Source organism: Streptomyces sp. M41 (assembly GCF_043673425.1).
Lineage (GTDB): Bacteria > Actinomycetota > Actinomycetes > Streptomycetales > Streptomycetaceae > Streptomyces.
Genome location: NZ_JBIMKE010000022.1, coordinates 12,456 through 32,123 on the forward strand (window position 1 = coordinate 12,456; position 19,668 = coordinate 32,123).

The following is a 19,668-nucleotide window of genomic DNA, read 5'->3' on the forward strand; positions in this document are numbered from 1 at the left end:
GGGAAGAAGCCGACGTGGCGAAGGGCACGGCGAAGAAGGCCGTGGCGAGAGGACGGCGTCCCGCAAGCGGACCGCGTGACGGTGGTCTCTGCCCGCGGGGCGCGTCGGCGGAGCGCGGGTGATGTCACCGTCCCCCCAGCCCCCAGCCCCCAGCCCCCAGCCCAACCCTCCACCCCGCTTGCTCAGGTCAGTTGTGACGTGATGTACGCGAGCAGCTCCTGTTTGCGCGGGGTCAGGTAGAAGTGGTTGCCCTCGAAGATCCGGACGTCCAGTTCCTGGGATGTCACATCGGACCAGGACTTGAGGTCCTGAGGTGCGCACGCCGGATCGCGGTCGCCTCCGCACGCGGTGACCGGGATTTCCAGACGGTGCAGAGCTGTGGGGCGGTGCCGTGCCAGCAGGCCGAAGTCCGCGCGCAGCGCCGGCATGATCACGGGCCGCAGATCCGGGTGGTCGTAGACGGCCGCGCTCTCGGGATCCAGCAGGCGGACGTACTCCAGGATCTCGGGGTCGGTCGGTTGCGGGTCGGGCGGCTGCTCCCGCGTGAGGCGTGGCCGGGCCCGGCCCGACACGATCAGCCGGGTGAGTACGGGGCCGGGGGCGTCCGCCAGCCGGCGGGCCACCTCGTACGCCGCCGCCGACCCCATGCTGTGCCCGAACAGCGCCAACGGCCGGTCGTCGGCGGGGTCGTGCAGCACGGCGTCGGTGATCGCGTCCGCCAGCTCCTCCATCGTGGCCGGGCACGCGTCGGCCAGCCGGTCCTGGCGGCCCGGGTACTGCACCGCCGTGACCTCGATCGTCGGCGGGGCCAGCGCCGCCCAGTCGTGGAAGGAGCTCGCCGCTCCGCCCGCGTGCGGGAAGCACACCAGGCGGAGCCGCGCGCCGGGTGCGCTCACCCCGCGCAGCCAGCGGGTCCGGATGTCGGCCACGGTCATGCCCCCGCCTCCGCCTCGAACTCGGCGAGAAGGGCGTCCAGTGCCCCGTCCGCGGCGCCCTCGCGCTTCAGCTCGCAGATGCGGTCCGTCATCTCCCGCAGGGTGATCGGCTCCAGGAACAGCTGGATCGGCACATCGATGTCCACTTCGTCGCGCAGCCTTCCGGCGAGGTGAACGGCCGTGAGGGAATCGCCGCCCGCCTCGAAGTATGTCTGCGTCAGCCCGGCCACGCCCTTCAGGTCGAGGGCCTCGATCACCAGAGCGGTCACCGTGGCTTCGAGCGCGTCGTCCGCCGGCTCCGTGTCCTCGGCCGTCACCGGCGTGTCCCGCGCGGCCGGCCGGCCGAGCGTGAGCGCGCCATGGCTCTCCCCGGCGAACGGGTACGTAGGCAGCCGCACCTGGCGCGCCTCGCCCCGCGGCGCCGGCCACGTCACCTCCTCGCCTCGCACCCACGCCTCACCCAGCGGATCGGGCGCGCTGTGCGCAACGCGGCCCTGGGCCAGTGCCGTCAGCTTCTCCACGGCCTCCTCGACGTCCGACGCCACGACGTACGCCCGTACGTCCAGGGCCGCCCGGCCGGTGCGCAGGGTGTGGGCGACGGCGGACAGCGAGGGGGCGTCCGGGGCGCGCAGCGCCGAGGCCAACCACTCGGCCACGACGGCCAGTTGGGGCTCTGTGCGGGCCGACAGGGGCAGCAGCAGGGGTCGTACGACGTCGTCCGCCGGAGCCGGGCGGGAGGGTGCTTCCTGGAGGACCACATGCACGTTGGTGCCGCCGATGCCCACCGAGGTCACGCCCGCCAGCCGGGGCAGCTCCGGCCGGTCCGGCCACTCCTGCGCCTGAGTGACCAGCCGCAGCGGTGAATCCCTCAGGGCTGGGGCCGGGCTCGTGACGTCGACCGTGGGGACCAGCGTCGTGTGCTCCAGCATCAGGACCGTCTTGATCAGCGCCGCCGCGCCGGCCGCCGCGTCCGCGTGGCCGATGTTCGACTTCACCGAGCCGAGGCCGATGCCCGAGCCGCCCGCGAAGGCCGCGCTCGCCGCCTCCAGTTCGATGCGGTCGCCCAGTTCCGTCCCCGTCCCGTGCGCCTCCACGTACTGCGCCGCGGCCGGATCGAGGCCCGCCGCCGCCCACGCCTCCGTGATCGCGGCCGTCTGCTGGTCCACCCCCGGCGCGGTGAAACCGACCTTCCCGGCGCCGTCGTTGGTCACCGCCGTGCCCCGGATCACCGCGCGCACCGGGTCGCCGTCGGCCAGCGCGTCCTCCAGCCGGCGCAGCACCAGCACGCCCACCCCGCTGCCCGGCACCGTACCGGCCGCCTTCTCGTCGAAGGGGCGGCAGCGGCCGTCGGGCGAGAAGATCCCGCCCTGGTAGTGGACATAGCCCTGCTTGCGCACGCCGGAGATGGCCACGCCGCCCGCGAGCGCCGTGTCGCACTCGCCGAGGAGGAGGGCCTGCACGGCCAGGTGGACGGCCGTGAGCGAGGTCGAACAGGCCGTCTGCACGGTCATGCTCGGGCCGTCCAGGCCCAGCCGGTAGGAGATCCAGGGCGCGAGGAACTCACGGTCGGTGAGGATGCGGACCTGAAGGGCGCCGATCGAGGCGGCGAGCTCCGGGTCGGTGCCGGCCGCCAGCGCGTGCTCGGTGGGGCTGCCGCCCACGTACACCCCGGTGCGGGCCGGGGCGTTCAGCGGGGCGTACCCCGCGTCCTCCAGCGCGGACCAGGCGGTCTCCAGCAGCACCCGGTGCTGTGGGTCCAGGGCCGCGGCCTCGGCACGGCCGAAGCCGAAGAGCTCCGCCTCGAAACGGTCCGCGTCCGCGAGCCGGCCCCGAGCCGGGACGTACGACGGGTTGCGCAGCTCCGCCGCGTCGGCCCCGTCGGCCAGCAGCTCCTGTTCCGTGAAGGTGGACAGCGAGCAGACACCGGCGCGCAGATTGGCCCAGTAGGTCTCCAGGTCGCCCGCGCCCGGGAACCGGCCGCTCATGCCCACGACGGCCACCGCGGAGTCCGGCTCCCGCGTCGGATCGTGCAGGGGGGTGTCCTCGGTCGTCATCGCGTCGTGCCTTTCCTGGAACGGAGCTTGTGCAGAGCCGCCTGGCGCTCGCGGCGGGCGCTTCCCCGCCGGGCCGCCTCCTGCTGTACGGCGGTGTCGGGCGCGGCACTGTCGAGGTGGGCCGCGAGCGCGGCGACCGTCGGATGCCGGAAGAGGTCGATCAGGGTGAGGTCCCGGTGCCCGGGGTGTTCCTGGAGCGCCGAGAGCACGGCCAGCAGCCGCACCGAATTGCCGCCCAGGTCGAAGAAGTTGTCGTGGGCGCCGACCCGGTCCACGGTCAGCACCCGCTGCCAGACCTCGGCCACCCGCCGCTCGGCGTCGGTACCCGGAACGGCGTACGACTCGCTCAACTCCGGCCGCGACGAGGGCGGTTCGGGCAGCCGGGAGCGGTCGATCTTGCCGGACCGGTTCAGGGGAAGCTCGGGCAGGCGTACGAAGACCTCCGGCACCATGTAGCCGGGGAGCCGCCCGGCCAGATGGGCCCGCAGCGCCTCGTCCGGCACATCGGCGGCGCCGACCGCGTACGCCACCAGCCGCTGCTCGGCGCCCTCACCGCGGACCGCCGCGGCGGCGACCGTGACCTGCGGGTGGCCGGCCAGCACGGCCTCGATCTCGCCCAGCTCGATGCGGTAGCCGCGCAGCTTCACCTGGGAGTCGCCGCGGCCCAGGTAGTGCAGCACGCCGTCGGCGTCGACGCGGCACAGGTCGCCGGTGCGGTACATACGGCTGCCGGGCGGACCGTACGGGTCTGCGACGAAGCGTTCGGCGGTCATGCCGGGGCGGCCGAAATAGCCGCGGGCCAGGGTGGCACCGGCGACGTACAGCTCGCCGGTCACGCCGACCGGGACCGGGCGCAGCAGGCGGTCCAGGACGTAGGCGCGCGAGCCCGGGACCGGGCGGCCGATGACCACCGGCTCGCCGGGGCGCAGGTCGGCCGTCGTGGAGTACACGGTGGCCTCGCTCGGGCCGTAAGCGTTGACGATCCGGCGGCCCTCCTCGCCGAGCCGCTCCACCAGTTCGGCCGGGCACGCCTCGCCGCCGACCGCGAGGGTGCGCAGCTCGGGCAGCGCGCCCGGCGCCGGGGGCAGGGTCATCGCGGCGGACGGCGGCAGGAAGACATAGGTGATCCGGGAGTCCCGCAACCGTGCCTGGAGCGCCTCGCCGAGGCGTTCGTCCTCCTGCGCGATGTGCAGCTCGGCGCCCGCGACCCAGGGGAAGAACAGGTCGGACACCGCCACGTCGAACCCGAACGACACGAACTGCAGGACGCGGTCGTCCGCGCTCACCGGGAACACGGGGCGGACGTTCACCGCGAGGTTGTGCAGGGCCCGGTGCTCCACCGCGACGCCCTTGGGGACGCCGGTGGAGCCGGAGGTGTAGAGGACGTACGCGAGGTCCTCGGGGGCGGTGGGCACGGGGGTGAAGGGGCCGGCCGGTCCGCCCGTTCCCGGGGCCCGCCGCTCGTACTCGCCGTCCTCCTCACCCTCCTTGTCCACGCGCAGTTCCGGAACGTCCGTCGCCGTCAGGCCCGTGGTCCCCTGTGCCGTCAGCAGGAGGGACGTCCCGGAGTTCGTGATCATGTAGGTGAGGCGGGCCGCCGGGTGCGCCGGGTCCAGCGGGACGTAGGCGGCGCCCGCCCGCAGGACCGCGAGGGCGGCGATGCCCATGTCGGCGCCGCGGGGCAGCAGAAGGCCGACTCGGTCGCCGCGATGGACGCCGTGCGCCTGGAGACGGGCCGCCAGGGTGTCGGCGCGCTTCAGCAGATCGCCGTAGGTGAGGCGCAGATCGCCGCAGACGAGGGCGGTGGCCTGCGGGCGTTCGGCCGCCCGGTCCGCCACCAGGTCGGGGACCGAGTGCCCTGTGGGGGGCACTGCCGCGCCCCGGCTCAGGAGCCGCTCCCGTTCGTCCGGCGGGAGCATGTCGAGGGTCGACAGGGGTGCCTGGGGGCGGTCCAGCAGGCCGTGCAGCAGGGTCTCGAAGCAGCGCACCCAGCGTCGTACCGTCGCCGGGTCGAAGAGTGCCGTGCGGTGGATGAGGTACGCGGCGAGGTCCTCGCCCCAGCGTTCCACCTGGAGGTGCAGGTCGAACTTCGCGGTGTCCAGGGTCACGGGGATCCGCTCGACCTCGGCGCCGGCCAGCCGCAGGGTCAGGTCGGTGTCGTCGTCGTAGCCGAAGACCACCTGCACGACGGGGTCGTGGCTGATCTCGCGGGCCGGGGCGACCTCGTTCACGACCGCCTCGAAGGGGGCGTCCTGGTACGGCTGGGAGTCCAGCAGGGCGGCGCGCAGACGGTCGATGAGGTCGTGGTACGACGGGTCGCCGGACAGGTCGATGCGCAGGGCCAGGGTGTTGGTCAGCATGCCGACCATGTCCTGGAGTTCGGGGCGGTCGCGGCCGGAGACGGGAAAGCCGATCACCAGGTCCTCGGCGCTCGACAGGCGGCCCACGAACGCGGCGTACGCGGCGAACACCGCCATGAACGGCGTACCGCCACGCTCCCTGGCCGTCGCGGCGATCCGCTCGCGGACCCCGGCCGGCAGCAGGAAGCGTTCGGTGCCGCCCGCCGCCTCACGGACCGCCCCGCGCGGCCGGTCCAAGGGCAGCGCGACCGTTTCCGGGGCGCCCCGCAGCCGTCCGGCCCAGTACGCGACCGAGCGGGCGTACTCGCCGTCGCCCTGCCGCTCGCGCTGCCAGGCGGCGAAGTCGGGGAACTGGAGGGGCAGTTCTGGCAGCGCGTGCCGCAGGCCCTTGGCCTCGTTCTCGTACCCGGCCGCCAGCTCCCGCAGCAGCACGCCCAGCGACCAGCCGTCGCAGACCAGGTGGTGGGCGACCAGCAGGATGCGGTGGCTGCCGTCGGCCACGGCGTACAGCGTGCAGCGCAGCAGCGGGCCGGCCGTCACGTCGAAGGGGCGGGCGGCCTCCGCGCGTATCCGGTCGGCCACCTCGGCCACGGGCACGTCCCGCTCGAGGCGCGGCTCGGCCCGCCCTTCGGCGGACACGAGCTGGACCGGCACCCCGTCGGGGCCGGTGCGAAAGCGCGTGCGCAGCGACTCGTGCCGGGCGACGAGGGCGTCCAGGGCCCGCCCGAAGGCCGCCCTGTCGAACGGCCCGCGCACGGCGAAGGCGGCCGGCACGTGATAGGTCGCGGCGCCCGGGTCCATGTGATCCAGGACGAGCAGCCGGGCCTGCGCGTCCGAGGTCGGGAACTCGTACTCCTCGTACGTCCCACCCGTGCCGATGTCGTCAGCGTCCATCTGCCTGTGCTCCGTCCCCCGTGCGGTCCCTTGCCAGTACGTCCTCCACGGCCGCGGCGATCTCGCCCACCGGCCCCGGTGTGAGCACATCGCTGTGCTCGCAGTCGAGCTCGTGCACGTCCACCCCGTTCGAGCAGCCCGCCCAGGCGGCTCGCTTCTCCTCGGTCGTCGCCTCGGAGGCGCGGGTGGCCGAGAACAGGGTCACCCGGCCGTCGTACGGCGACGGCTGCCAGGCCCGGGCCATCCGGATGTACCCCTCCATCGCGCCGACCAGGGTGTCCAGGCGCCGTTCGTCGAGGTCGGCGAGGAGCTCGCTGTGCGCGTGGACGCGAGCTATGACCTCGGTCCGCTCCAGCGTGCCGGGCCCGGCCGTCACCCCGGGCAGCGCGTTGCGCAGCAGGTTGCCCAGCGTCACCTGCTCCACGACCGCCGGGTCCAGCGGTGTCGCGGCGACCTCCGCCGGCTTCGGCATGGAGTCGACGACGGCGACCAGCGCGACCTCCTCACCGGCCGCACGCAGCCGCACCGCCAGCTCATGTGCGAACGGCCCGCCGAAGGAACGGCCCAGCAGCAGATACGGTCCGTGCGGACGCACCGCCCGGATCAGCGGCACACAGCGCTCGGCCAGCTCGCCCAGCGTCGCCGGGAGTTCCTCGCCGTGCAGCACCGGTGTCTGGACGGCGTACACCGGCCGACCGGGGGCCAGGTGCGGCAGCAGCGCCGCGTACCCCCAGCCGAGGCCGAGACCCGGGTGCAGACAGAACAGCGGGGGCAGCTCGCCCTCGCGGCGCAGCGGGAGCAGCGGGGCGTACGCGTCCTCGTCGGCCTGGTCCGGCGGAGCACCGGTCGCGGCGAGCCGGGCGGCGAGCGCGGCGGGCGTCGGCGCCTCGAACAGGGCCGCCGGGGACACCTGTGTCCCCAGCTCGGCGTGGATCCGGGCGGTCAGGCGCAGCGCCAGCAGCGAGTGACCGCCGTACGCGAAGAAGTCGGCGTCGGGGCCGACCGCGGCCACCCCGAGTACTTGCGCGAACAGCGCGCACAGCCGCTGCTCGCGCCCCGGCCGGGCGATCCGCTCCTGCCCGCCGTGCCTTCGCTCGGGCTCGGGTTCGGGCAGCGCGGCCCGGTCGACCTTGCCGTGCGCGGTCAGCGGGACGGTGTCGAGGCGGGCCCAGGCCGAGGGCAGCAGATGCGCGGGCAAGGTGCGCGCCGCATGCTCCCGTACGAGGCCGAGATCCGAGTCGGGGCCGAGGCCGACGACGTACGCCACGAGCCGCTTGCCGCCGTCGGGGGCGGGGCGCGCGGTGACCACGGCCCGCTCCACGCCCGGGCACGCGGCGAGGGCGGCCTCCACCTCGCCGGGTTCGATCCGGAAGCCGCGCACCTTGACCTGGTCGTCGCCGCGGCCCACGAACTCCAGCTCGCCTTTGGGGAGCCGGCGCACCAGATCGCCCGTCCGGTACATCCGGGCGCCGGGCGGCCCGTAGGGGTCGGCGACGAACCGCTCGGCCGTCTGACCGGGGCGGTTCAGATAGCCGTGGGCGAGTCCGGTGCCGGCGACGTACAACTCGCCGACCGTGCCGAGCGGTACGGGGCGCAGCAGGTGGTCCAGGACGTGGGCGCGGGTGTTGTCCAGAGGCCGGCCGACCGGCACGGACGCGCCGGTTCCCCCGGTGACGCGGTGAGCCGTGGCGAACACGGTCGTCTCGGTGGGCCCGTAGCCGTTGACGACCCGGGTGCCGGGGCAGTGCTCGACCACCCGGCGGACCGCCTCGGCCGCGAGGACGTCTCCGCCCGCCCACACCTCGTGGACGCCGCCGAGCACCTCGGGAGCGATCTCCGCGACGGTGCGCAGCAGTTCGGCGGTGAGCCACAGGGCGGTGACGCGGGCTTCCGGCAGCAGCCTCTTGAGCAGGTCGGGGGTGACCGGGCCGGGCGGGGCGACGACCACGGTGCCGCCGTTCAGCAGGGGCACCCAGGTCTCGTAGGTGGCGGCGTCGAAGGTGTGCGGGCTGTGCAGGAGCACCCGCCGGTGCGCGCCGCCCGTGAAACGGGAGTCGGCGGCCAGTTCGACGACGGCCCGGTGCGGGGTGACGATGCCCTTGGGCTCACCCGTGGAGCCGGACGTGTACATCACATAGGCGGCGGATTCGGGGTGGGCGGTGGTCGGCGGTGTCGTCGTGGGCGCCGCGGGCTCGGTGCCGGCGAAGCTCAACGCCCGCACCGCGGCGGGGAGCCGGGACGACCCGTCCACGACCGCCACCCGTGCCCTCGCCGCCCGCGTCAGCGCTGCGAGCCGCTCCTCAGGGGCCCCGGGGTCCAGCGGGAGGCAGCACGCCCCCGCCTTCAGCACCGCCAGCTGTGCCACCACCATGGCCACGGAACGGGCGAGCGGCAGCGCCACGGTGTCGCCGGGCCGTACCCCCGCCTCCCGCAGCCGTTCCGCCAGCCGGTCGGAGGCCGCGTCGAGGCCGCCGTACGACAGCACTTCGCCGTCGGCTTCGACGGCCGGCGCGTCGGGTGTGCGGGCCACCTGCCGGGCGAAGCGCGCGGGGATGCCGCGCGTCTCGGGCACCGGGCGTATCGGGCCCTCCGCGAGCGTGAGCAGCTGCCGCCATTCCTCCCGCGGGAGGACGTCGAGCCGGTCGGCGGGTGTCCTCTGCGCGGACGTCAGCGCCTCGAAGGCGCGCGTCAGCCTGGCGGCCGTCGTGGCCGCCGACAGGCCCCGCCTGCAGCCGATCCGCAGCAGCATCCGCTCCCCGGCGACGACGGCGACCGTCACCGGATAGTGCGTGGAGTCCCAGGTCTCGACCAACTCCACGTCGGCGGCCGGCCCGGTCGTGCGCGGGAAGTTCTCGAACGCCAGGACGGTGTCGAACAGTTCGCCCGCTCCGGCCGCCCGCTGCACCTCGGCGAGCCGTACGTGGTGGTACGGCGCCAGCCGCAGCTGCTCGTCCTGGACGCGGGCCAGCAGCGCGTCGACGCTCTCCCCGGCGCGCAGCCGGACCCGTACCGGGAGAGTGTTGATGAACAGCCCCACCATGCGCTCGACGCCGGGCAGATCGTGCGGCCGGCCGGAGACGACCGCGCCGAAGACGAGGTCGTCCGAGCCGGTCAGCCGTGCCAGCACCAGCGCCCAGGCAGTCTGCGCGACGGTGTTGACGGTGACGCCCGCGCGCGCCGCCAGCCGGGTGATCGCCGCGGTCAGCTCGGGGGACAACTCGGCGTCGACGGTGTCCACCGGACCCTCGGGCCGTTCCGGGGAGCCGGCCCGGCGGCCCTGCGAGGACTCCCGCGGGCACAGCAGCGCGGGCCGCGGCAGCCCGTCCAGCGCCTCCCGCCAGGCGGCCCGCGCGCCGGCCTGGTCCTGGCCGCCCAGCCAGACCAGGTACTGCTTGAAGGGCACGGCGGGCGGCGGGGCGGCGCCCGTGGTCAGCGCCTGGAGATCATGGGCGAGCAAGGGCAACGACCAGCCGTCCAACAGGATGTGATGAAGCGTCAACAGCAGGTCGGCGCCCCTGTCGTGGCGTACCAGCGTCGCCCGCATCAGCGGAGGCCGGGCGAGGTCGAACCGGCGCCCGCGGTCCTCGGCCGCCAGGCGCGCCAGTTCCGACTCCGTGCCGTCCGCGCCGAGCCCCGTGCGGTCCGACTCGGTCCACGGCACCTTCACGGCACGCGGGATCACCTGCACCGGCCGGTCGACGTGCTCGTGCCGGAAGCACGCCCCCAGATTCGGGTGCCGTCGGAGGAGCCCGGTCACCCCGGCCCGCACGGTCTCGGCCGGGACGCCGGGGGCGATCCGGAAGCGGGCCTGCACCAGATACGGGTCGGGCCGGTCCGGATCGCGCAGGGCATGGAAGAGCAGCCCCTCCTGCGCCGGGGAGAGCGGTAGTACGTCGGCGATGCGCCCGCCCATCAGTCGTCCCCCTCGTCGCCATCGTCGTCCGCGTCGTCCAGGTCGAACGCCAGGTCGTCCTCCAGCAGCGCGAGCTGGTCCGCGGACAGGTCGACCAGCGGGAAGTCGGAGCTGGTGTGGCCGCCCGTGCCGTCCCGGCGCGCATGCGCGACCAGCACCTCGATCGCCTCGCACCACAGCCGGGCCAGCTCCAGCACCTCGTTCTCGCCGAGCACCCCGCGCGCGTACGAGAACGCGGCGCTCAGACACATCCGCCCGGCGCACCGCTCCGCGACCAGCGCGTCCACCTCCACGGCATGCCCGAGCGGCAGCGCTTCGGCCGCCATGCCGAGCAGTTCGCCGCCCGCCGTGTCACCGCCGGAGAACCGGCCGAGGTAGTTGAAGCGCAGGTCCGGGACGGGCAGCGCGGCCAGCTTCGGGGCCGTGTCCGGGTTGAGCCGGCGCAGCAGACCCCAGCCGAGGCCGCCCGAGGGGACCGCCCGCAGCTGCTCCTTGACCTGCTTGAGCGCCGCCCCGGCCGCGTCCCGCGAAGGCTCCCAGAAGTCGGGGCCCAGCGCGGCACCCGCGTCCAGCCGGACCGGGTACTGGGTGGTGAACCAGCCGACGGTCCGGGAGACGTCGGCGGGCAGCGTGAGGGCCTCCCGGCCGTGGCCCTCCAGATGGACGAGCAGACCATGGCCCTCGCCCCGGCGCCGGACCGCCGCGGCGGCCAGTGCCGTCAGCAGGACCGCGTCGGCGCCGCAGTGGAAGGCCGCGGTCACCTCGGACAGCACGGCCTCGGTGACCTCGGGCGTCAGCTCGACGGTCAGCACGGCACGGTCCGAGCCGGCACCGCGCCCACCCGCGACCCGGGCGTCCGGGCCGGCCAGCATCCGCTCCCACCAGGCCGACTCCCGGTCGGCCAGATCGGGCCGGAGCGCCTCACGCGCCAGCAGCCGCGCCCAGCGCACGAAGGACGTGCCCGGGCGCTGCGGCAGCGGAGCACCGGCCAGCCCAGCCGCCAGCTCGGGTCCCAGCAGCCGCCAGGACACCCCGTCCACCGCCAGATGATGCACCGTCAGCACCAGCAGCCCCGGCTGCCCGGAGCCGGCCCGGAGCCAGGTGGCCCGCAGCATCTCCCCCTTCTCCGGGTCGAGCCGCACCGCCGCCGACACCTCCTCGGCCCGGGCCCGCGGATCGACACCGTCGGGCACCTCGACCCGCTCGACCGCCACGCCCGCAGCACCCTCGGGGACCTCCAGCTCCCCTTCCACCAGCCGCATCCGCAACGCCCCGTGCCGTTCGGCCAGGGCCCGCACCGACGACTCGACCCGCCCCGGATCCGTCCCCGCCGGCACCGGGAACACCATCGACTGGGTGAACGCCGCCGGATCCCCGGCCTGTTCACGCCACCAGCGCATCACCGGCGTCAGCGGGAAGCGCCCGGTGCCGGAGTCCTCGCCGAGGCCGAGGCCGAGGCCGCTGTCCGCCGCCTCCCGGGCCGTCAGCGCGAGCGCCGCGGGCGTGCGCGCGCCGAAGACGTCACGCGGCGCGATGCGGAGGCCCGCGCCCGACGCACGCCCCGCGAGCTGGATCGCCATGATGCTGTCGCCGCCCAGCCGGAAGAAGTCGTCGTCGGCGCCGACCCGTTCGACCCCGAGCACCTCCTCGAACAGGGCGCACAGCGTGACCTCACGGCCGCCCTGCGGGGCCCGCCCGGCGGGGCTCGGTCCGCTGTCCGGGGTGGGCAGCGCCGCCCGGTCCAGCTTGCCGTTCGGCGCCAGCGGCAGCTCCTCCAGCACCACGACGCCGGCCGGCACCAGGGCGGCGGGCAGCAGCCGCGCCGCGTATCCGAGCAGGGCGTCCGGGTCGGGCCGCGGCCCTTCGGCGACGACATACGCGACCAGCCGCGGCCGGCCCGGCCGGTCCTCCCGTACGACCGCCACCGCCTGCCGCACCGACGGGTGCCCGGTGAGGACGGCCGCGATCTCGCCGGGCTCGATGCGCCGGCCGCGGATCTTCACCTGTTCGTCGGAGCGGCCCAGGTACTCCAGCTGTCCGTCGTCCCGGCGGCGGGCCAGGTCACCCGTGCGGTACATGCGCTCGCCGGGCGGCCCGTAAGGGTCCGCGACGAACCGCTCGGCACTCGCCCCGGGCCGCCCCAGATAGCCGTACGCCACGCCGGGACCCGCCAGATAGAGCTCCCCGCACACCCCGGGCGGCACCGGCCGCAGCCGTGCGTCGAGCACGTACGCACGCGTGCCCGGCAGCGGGGCGCCGATCGGCGGGGCCGTGCCGTCGGCGGTCAGCGGCCCGGAGACGGTGGCGCCGACGGTGTACTCGGTGGGCCCGTACGCGTTGTGGAAGCGGCGTCCGCCGACCGCCCAGCGGGCCACCAGATCCGGCGGGCACGCCTCCGCGCCCGAGGCCAGCGACCGCAGCTCGGGATACTCCCCGGCGGGCACGGTCGCCAGCACCGAGGGCGGCACCAGCGCGCAGCTGATCCGCCGCCCGGTCAGCACGTCCGCGAGGTCCTGCCCGGCCAGCGGCCCCTCCGGCGGCACGACCAGAGTGCCGCCGGACCAGAAGGCCAGGCACAGCTCGCCCAGGGAGATGTCGAACGCGGGCGAGCCCAGGTGCAGCACCCTGCTGTCCGAGCCCGGTCCGAGCGCGTCCACCAGCCCCTGCGCGAGCGCCGCCAGACCCGTGTGCGGGACGACGACGCCCTTGGGGCGGCCGGTGGAGCCCGAGGTGTGGATGACGTACGCGGGCACGGCCGGGTCCAACGGCCCGGCGGCAGACGGCTGTTCGGCGTAGGCGTGGTCGTCGAGGACCAGCGTGGGCACGTCCGTGTCCGGCACCGCTCCGGCTTCCGCGGCCACCATCAGGACCGGCGCCGCGTCCTCCAGCGTCAGCCGGATGCGCTCGGGCGGGTAGTCCGGGTCGACCGGGAGGTGGGCGGCGCCGGTGCGCTGGACCGCGAGCAGTGCCGTGACCATGGCGGCCGTGCGGCCGAGGGCGAGGGCGACGACCCGGCCGGGGCCCGCGCCGTGCCGGGCCAGGTGAGCGGCCAGCCGGTCCACCCGGTCGGACAGTTCGGCGTACGTCAGCCGCAGGCCCTCGGCCTCCAGCGCGGGGGTGTCGGGTGTGCGGGCCGCCTGCCGGGCCACCAGGTCGGGCAGCGCCAGCGGCTCGGGCGCGGGACCGCCGGCCGAGAGCGCGGCGCGCCGGTGCCGGTCGGCTTCGGGCACGAGCCCGACCTCGGCGAGCGGGATCCGCGGGTCGGCGGTGAAGCGGCGCAGCAGCTCCAGATAGGCGTCCGTCCAGTGCCGTACGGCATCGGCGCCGAACAGGGCCGTACGGATCTCGAAGCTGCCGTCCATGGTGCCGTCGTCGGCGTCCCGGACGATGCCCACCAGGTCGTGCTCGCCGCCCGTGTGGATGCGCTCCGGCTCGCTGAACTCCCGCAGCGCGGCCACACTGCGCTGCTGGGTGAGATGCATGAACACCCACTGGAACAGCGGGGAGCGCCCGGCGCTGCGGTCGGGTGCGACCGCCGAGACGATCCGGCCCACCGGCACGTCCGCGTGGGCCATCAGCTCTGGGAAGTCGGCCGCGAACCGGGCCAGGACATCGGCGAAGGAGTCCTCGGGCCGGATCCGCCAGCGGGTCGGGATGGCGTTCATGACATACCCGATGACCCGCTCCAGGCCCTTGGCGGCCCGGTTGGCGGTAGGTGTGCCGAGCACCAGGTCGTCGGCGCCGGTCAGGCGGTGGGCGAGCACCGCGAAGGCTGCCATGAGGACGACGTAGACGGAGGCGCCGCGCTCCCGGGCCAGCGCCCGCACCGCCCGCGCGGTGGGGGCGTCGACCTTGAACGGGATCTGCGCGATGCCCTCCGCGCGCCCGTTCCCGGCGCCCGGCACGGTCAGCGGTCCCGGTGGCTCGGCGAGATACCGGCGCCAGAAGTCCAGCCGCGCCTCGAAGACCCCGGCGTCCGCCAACTCACCCTGCCAGGACGCGAAATCGGCGTACTGGATGCGCGGCCGGGCGGGCGCCGGGGTGGTACCGGCGCGCAACGCGCCATGGACCTCGGCGAACTCGGCCTGGAGCACATCGAAGGACCACCAGTCGGCGATGACGTGATGCAGGCTCAGCATCAGCGTGGTCCGCCGCTCGTCGACCGTGACGAACCGCGCCCGCATCAGCGGGTCGCCCGCCAGGTCGAACGGGCGGCGCCGGAACGTCTCGAACGCCTCGGCGATGGTGGTGCCGGTGCCGCGCAGGTCCTCCCGCTCCAGACGGAAGCGGTCCTCGGGCGGGAAGGTGACGGCGAGCGCGCCCGGTTCACCCTCGATGCGGGCCCGCAGGATGTCGTGCCGGGCGCGGACCAGTGTCAGCGCCGTCTCCAGCCGGTCCGGGTCGACCGGCTCGACGGTGTCGTCGAAGTGATAGGCACAGCACAGGTTCAGCGCCGGGGTGCCCGGATACAGCGACTCGTACACCCACAGGTCCTCCTGCGCCGGGCTGAGCCGCACCGGCCCGTCCCCGTCGCGCGGCGGCACCACCGCCGGGATCAGCCCGGCCTGCCCGGACGCCACGAGCCGCCGCATCAGGCGCACCCGCTGCTCACCGCTGAGCGCGCTGAACCGCTCGGCCATGGAGGCGCCGGCCGCCCCCGTAGTCGCCGTCACGCCACGTCCTCCCGCAGCTCGGCCAGCCGGTGCAGACCGGCCAGCACCTCGTCACGGCCGAGTCCGAAGTCCACGAAGCAGGCGACCTCGTCGCAGCCCAGCTCACGCAGATCGGCGAGCATCTTCCGGCAGGTCTCGGCGGAGCCGAGCAGACTGCCCCAGGTCAGATAGCGGTGGAAGGCGAACTCGGCGAGCATCGCGGTCTGCTCGGCCGTCAGCTCCGCCGTCGCCCGGTCGGCCGTCCGGTTCGCCGTGGTCTGCCGCACATAGGAGCGCAGATACCGCTTCAGCGGTACGGCGGTCAGGCGCCGCGCCTGAGCGTCGTCCGCGCCGACGAACGTGTGCGCCATCAGCGTCACCCTGCCGTGCGCGTCGGTGCCGCCCTGCTCGGGCGCGGCGGCGCAGGCGGCCCGGTAGCGGGCGATCTTCTCCGCCAGTTCCTCCCGGCTCTGCCCGACGGTCGCCCCGAGCACCCCGGTGCGCAGACGTCCGGCGGCCTCCCAGGTCTCTGGGTTGCCGGAACTGGTCAGCCACAGCGGGAGGGTGTCCTGGACGGGCCGCGGCTGCGGCAGGACGGCGACCGAGGCGCCGGTGCCGTCGGTGAACTCGGCCGCCTCGCCCGCCCACAGCCGCCGCAGCAGCGGGATGTCCCGCACGGTCTGCTCGCGGCGGCCCGCGTAGTTGTCGGGGGCGAGGACGAAGTCGGCGGAGTGCCAGCCGGTCGCCGCCGACAGGCCGATCCGGCCGTGCGACAGGTTGTCGACGACGGCCCAGTCCTCCGCGATCCGCAGCGGGTGGTGCAGCGGCAGGATCACGCTGCCCGCCCGGATGTTGATCCGCTCGGTGGCCACCGCGAGGGCCGCGCTGAGCACCGGCGGGCTGGGGAAGACCTGGCCCACCTGCTGGAAGTGCCGCTCGGGCGTCCAGATCGCGTGGAAGCCGAGCCGGTCCGCGGTACGGGCGACGTCGAGGATGTCGTCGTAGACCTCGCTGTGCCGCGGAGCCGTGCTCCCGGCGGGGGTGCCGGCGGGCGTGTCGGCGCCGAAGAACATCACGCTCAGCTCCATGGCACCTCCTTCTGACTGGTGTCGGTACGGCCGTCGCGGCCGGGCTGCCGGGGAACGCGCGGCCGGCGCGGGATGGGCACCGGCGGCGCGGGTGCCTCGGCCGGTGCCCGCTCCAGCTCGGCGGCCAGGGCGGCGACCGTGGGGGAGGTGAACAGCTGGGCTGCCGTCACCGTGCGTCCGGCGCCGGTGAGCCGGGCCGCGACCCGGACGGCGCGCAGGGAGTTGCCGCCCAGCTGGAAGAAGTCGTCGTGCGGGCCGACGCGGTCGACGCCGAGGACGTCGGACCAGACGGCTTGGATCTCGCGGCGCAGCGCCGAGTCCGGCGCGTCGTCGCCGGTGGGTGCGGGCGTGCGAACCGTGTCGCGGGCGGGGTCCGCACGCCTGGGCGGCTCGGGCAGCGCGAGCAGCGACAGCGGTACGTCCGGCTCGGCCGCCACCGCCCGCAGCGCCTCGACGACCGCGTCCGCGAACCGGTCGACGAACTCCGGCTCCAGACACGAGGTGCGGTACTCGAAGACGAGCGTCATGCCGTCCGGCGCGCCCGAGGGCCCGTGGTCGTCCGTGACGTCGACGAGCAGCTCGAACCGTGCCGCGCCGGTGCGCAGCGGCCGGACGCCCGCCTCGGCGCCGGGCAGGTCCACCTCGGCCCGGGCGTTGTTCTGCAACGCCAGCACCACCTCGGTGAACGGCTGGCGGCCCGGCGGCCGTGCCGGGTTGAGCGCGCCCACGACCTCCTCGAACGGCACGTCCTGGTGGGCGAAGGCGTTCAGCGCCGACTCCCGGACACGGGCGAGCAGCTGCCGGGCGGTGGGGTCGCCCGAGGCGTCGGTGCGCAGCACCAGCATGTTGACGAAGAACCCGACGACGTCGTCGACGGTGCCGTCCTGTCCCCGCCCGGCGATCGGCGAGCCGACCGCGAGGTCCACACCGGCCCCGGCCCGCACCAGCGCGGCGGCGAGAGCGGTGTGCAGCGCCATGAACAGCGTCGCGCCCTGAGCCCGAGCCGCCTCGACGACCCGCGCGTGCAGGGCCGCGTCCAGCCGCCGTACGACGGTGGCGGCCTCCCGACCCGGTACGGCGGGCCGCGCCGGACTGCGGGGCAGCAGGGGGCCACCCGAGGGCAGGCCGGCCAGGGCCTGGCGCCAGTAGCCGAGCTGGGCCGAGGCGAGGGATCCGGGATCGTCCGCCGACCCGAGCCGCTCCTGCTGCCGGCGGGCGAAGTCGGCGTAGGGCACGGGCAGCGGGGCGAGCTCGGCCGTACGACCGGCGGCCCGGGCGGCGTAGGCCCGCGACAGGTCACGGAAGAGCGGGGGCAGGGACCAGCCGTCGCCGGCGATGTGGTGCAGGACGAGGAGCAGGACATGCTCACCCGGCCGGTCCGCCACACTGAACAGCACCGCGTGCAGCGGCAGTTCGGCCGCGAGGTCGAAGCGGTGCCGTGCGGCCTCGTCCATCGCCCGCTCCAGCTCACCGGAGCGGACGGTGACCCGGCGCATCCGGGGCAGGGCCGCGGCGCCGCTCAGCACCCGCTGCCGGGGCTCGCCGCCGCTGTCCTCGATGACGGTGCGCAGTACCGTCTGCCGGGCGGCCACGTCACCGAGGGCGGCCCGCAGCGCCTCGGTGTCGATGTCGCCGCTCAGCCGCACCGACACCGGCAGGGTGTAGGCGGTGCCCGCGTCGACCCGGTCCAGGAACCACAGGCGGCGCTGCGCATAGGACAGCGGCAGCGCGCCCCCGTCCCGCGCGGGCACCGCACCGCCGTACCGGGGCTTCGTCCCCGCCTCCGTCCCGGCCTTCTCCACGTACGGCACCAGCGCCCCCGGCGTCCGGCACTCGAACAACGTCCGTACGCCGATCCGGGCGCCCAGCGTCAGCTGGATGCGCCCCAGCAGCCGGGCCACCATCAGGGAGTTGCCGCCCAGGGCGAAGAAATCGTCGTCGGGGCCGACCGCCGCCACGCCCAGCACCTCGGAGAACAGCCCGCACAGCGCCTCCTCGACCGCGTCCGACGGCTGCCGTGCCGTCGCCGAGGCCAGGGAGCCGGTCACCGGGCCGGGCTCCGGCAGGGCTGCGCGGTCCAGCTTGCCGTTGGGGGTGAGGGGCAGCGCGTCGAGGAGGACGTAGGCGGCCGGCACCAGGTAGTCGGCCAGCACGGCGGCGGCGTGCGCGCGCAACTCCTGCTCGGACAAGGGCTGTTGCCGTCCTCGGCGCGGAACGACGTAGGCGACCAGCCGCTTCTCACCCGTGGCGTCGGGTCGGGCGAGCACGGCGGCCCGGACGACCTCCGGATGACGTGCCAGGACCGCCTCCACCTCGCCCGGCTCCACCCGGAACCCGCGGATCTTCACCTGTGCGTCGGCCCGCCCCAGATACTCCAGCACGCCGTCCGCCCGCCGCCGCACCAGATCCCCGGTGCGGTACATCGGCTCACCGGCGGGTCCGTACGGGTCGGCGACGAAGCGTTCGGCGGTGAGTCCGGGACGGCCGCAGTACCCGAGGGCGACACCGGCGCCCGCGGCGTACAGCTCACCGCTCGCGCCGTCCGCGACGGGCCGCAGCCGCTCGTCGAGCACCCGGAGCCGTTTCCCGGCCAGCGGGCGGCCGATCGGCACCGGGCCGCCGCCTCGCACCTCCTCGAGGGCGACGCGGTGGACGGTCAGGAAGACCATGCCCTCGACCGGCCCGTACCCGTTGCTCAGCCGCAGCCCGGGGTGGCGCTCCAGGGCGCGGGCGGCGTGCGCGGGCGACAACGGCTCGCCCCCGACGATCAGTTCCCGCACTCCGGCCAGCGCCCGCGGATACTCGTCGACGACCACATGGAAGAGGGAGGCGGAGAGATACAGGCAGGTGACGGCGTGCCTCTCGACCAGGGCCGCCGTCACCACCGGGTCGGGTCGCTGCCCCGGGTGCAGCACGCACAGACCGCCGTTCAGCAGCGGACCCCACAGCTCCAGCGCGAACGCGTCCCAGGACACGGGGGAGCACTGCAGCCACACCGCGCCAGGCCCGAAGGAGGCGAAGTCCTGCCCGGTCAGCGTCCCGGTGATCGCCGCGTGGGAGGCGACGATGCCCTTGGGGCGGCCGGTGGAGCCGGAGGTGAACATCACGCAGGCCGCGTCCCGCGGACGGACCCGCACCGTGCCGGGCGCGAGCGGCTCGGCGTGCTCGGCGTCCTCCACGGCCACCGACTCGGCCCCGGCGCCGAGTTCGCAGGCCTGCGCCTCGCGCCGCGACACGATGACGGCGACCTCCGCGTCGGCGGCCATCCCGCGCAGCCGCTCCGCCGGAAAGTCCGGATCGAGCATGACGTACCCGGCCCCCGCCTCGAGGGTGCCGAGCAGCGCCACCACCATCTCGGCGGACCGCTCCAGATACACGCCCACCAGGTCCCCGGGCCGTACCCCCCGGCGGCGCAGCAGCCCGGCCAGCCGGGCGGCGCGCTCGGCGAGTTCGCCGTAGGTCAGCCGTGTGTCACCGTCCACCAGCGCGGTCGCCGCCGGGCTGCGCCGCGCCTGTCGCGCGAAGAACTCGTGCACTCCGTACAACGCCCCCGTCGCCCCCGGCTCAGGCATCGGCGGCCGTGCGGGCGGGACATATGTCGGTCCAGTGCTCCTCGACGAAGGCGAGGCAGTCGGCGCGGCTGCTCGCGGTGAGCGCCACGTCCCACCCGTCCGGCACGGTGATCCCGTCCGGCCACAGCGAGTGCTGTCCCTCGGAGTTGGTGAGGACGAGGTACGTCCCGTTCTCGTCCTCGAACGGATTGGTGGTCATG

8 protein-coding genes are annotated in these 19,668 nt (G+C 75.1%); all 8 read right to left on the bottom strand.

Going from position 1 to position 19,668, the window contains the following annotated elements; genetic code table 11:
• Positions 1–182: 182 nt before the first annotated feature.
• The 8 genes from ACHBTE_RS24540 to ACHBTE_RS24575 are packed head-to-tail and all read right to left on the bottom strand — an operon-like array spanning position 183 to position 19,667.
• A complete protein-coding gene (locus ACHBTE_RS24540; protein WP_394726227.1) occupies positions 183–935 on the bottom strand; it encodes a thioesterase II family protein in 753 nt (250 codons plus the stop codon).
• On the bottom strand, positions 932–2,989 hold the full coding sequence (locus ACHBTE_RS24545; protein ID WP_394726228.1) for a beta-ketoacyl synthase N-terminal-like domain-containing protein: 2,058 nt from the start codon (positions 2,987–2,989) through the stop codon (positions 932–934). Before ACHBTE_RS24545 ends, ACHBTE_RS24540 begins: the two co-directional genes overlap by 4 nt.
• Positions 2,986–6,243 carry an amino acid adenylation domain-containing protein gene (locus ACHBTE_RS24550; RefSeq protein ID WP_394726229.1) on the bottom strand — a complete coding sequence of 1,086 codons (3,258 nt, stop codon included), beginning with the start codon at positions 6,241–6,243 and terminating at the stop codon, positions 2,986–2,988. Before ACHBTE_RS24550 ends, ACHBTE_RS24545 begins: the two co-directional genes overlap by 4 nt.
• Positions 6,233–10,156 (bottom strand): amino acid adenylation domain-containing protein, encoded by a 3,924-nt coding sequence (locus tag ACHBTE_RS24555; RefSeq protein ID WP_394726230.1) that lies wholly within the window; start codon positions 10,154–10,156, stop codon positions 6,233–6,235. Before ACHBTE_RS24555 ends, ACHBTE_RS24550 begins: the two co-directional genes overlap by 11 nt.
• Entirely contained in the window at positions 10,156–14,829 is a 4,674-nt protein-coding gene (locus tag ACHBTE_RS24560; protein ID WP_394726231.1) for an amino acid adenylation domain-containing protein, read from the bottom strand. The genes ACHBTE_RS24555 and ACHBTE_RS24560 overlap by 1 nt, the downstream gene beginning before the upstream one ends.
• The gene (locus ACHBTE_RS24565) at positions 14,826–15,896 is read right to left on the bottom strand and encodes a MupA/Atu3671 family FMN-dependent luciferase-like monooxygenase (RefSeq protein WP_394726232.1); all 1,071 of its coding nucleotides are present in this window, start codon (positions 15,894–15,896) and stop codon (positions 14,826–14,828) included. Before ACHBTE_RS24565 ends, ACHBTE_RS24560 begins: the two co-directional genes overlap by 4 nt.
• Positions 15,887–19,468 carry an amino acid adenylation domain-containing protein gene (locus tag ACHBTE_RS24570; protein ID WP_394726233.1) on the bottom strand — a complete coding sequence of 1,194 codons (3,582 nt, stop codon included), beginning with the start codon at positions 19,466–19,468 and terminating at the stop codon, positions 15,887–15,889. The genes ACHBTE_RS24565 and ACHBTE_RS24570 overlap by 10 nt, the downstream gene beginning before the upstream one ends.
• Entirely contained in the window at positions 19,461–19,667 is a 207-nt protein-coding gene (locus ACHBTE_RS24575) for an MbtH family protein (protein ID WP_394726234.1), read from the bottom strand. The genes ACHBTE_RS24570 and ACHBTE_RS24575 overlap by 8 nt, the downstream gene beginning before the upstream one ends.
• Position 19,668: the final 1 nt, after the last annotated feature.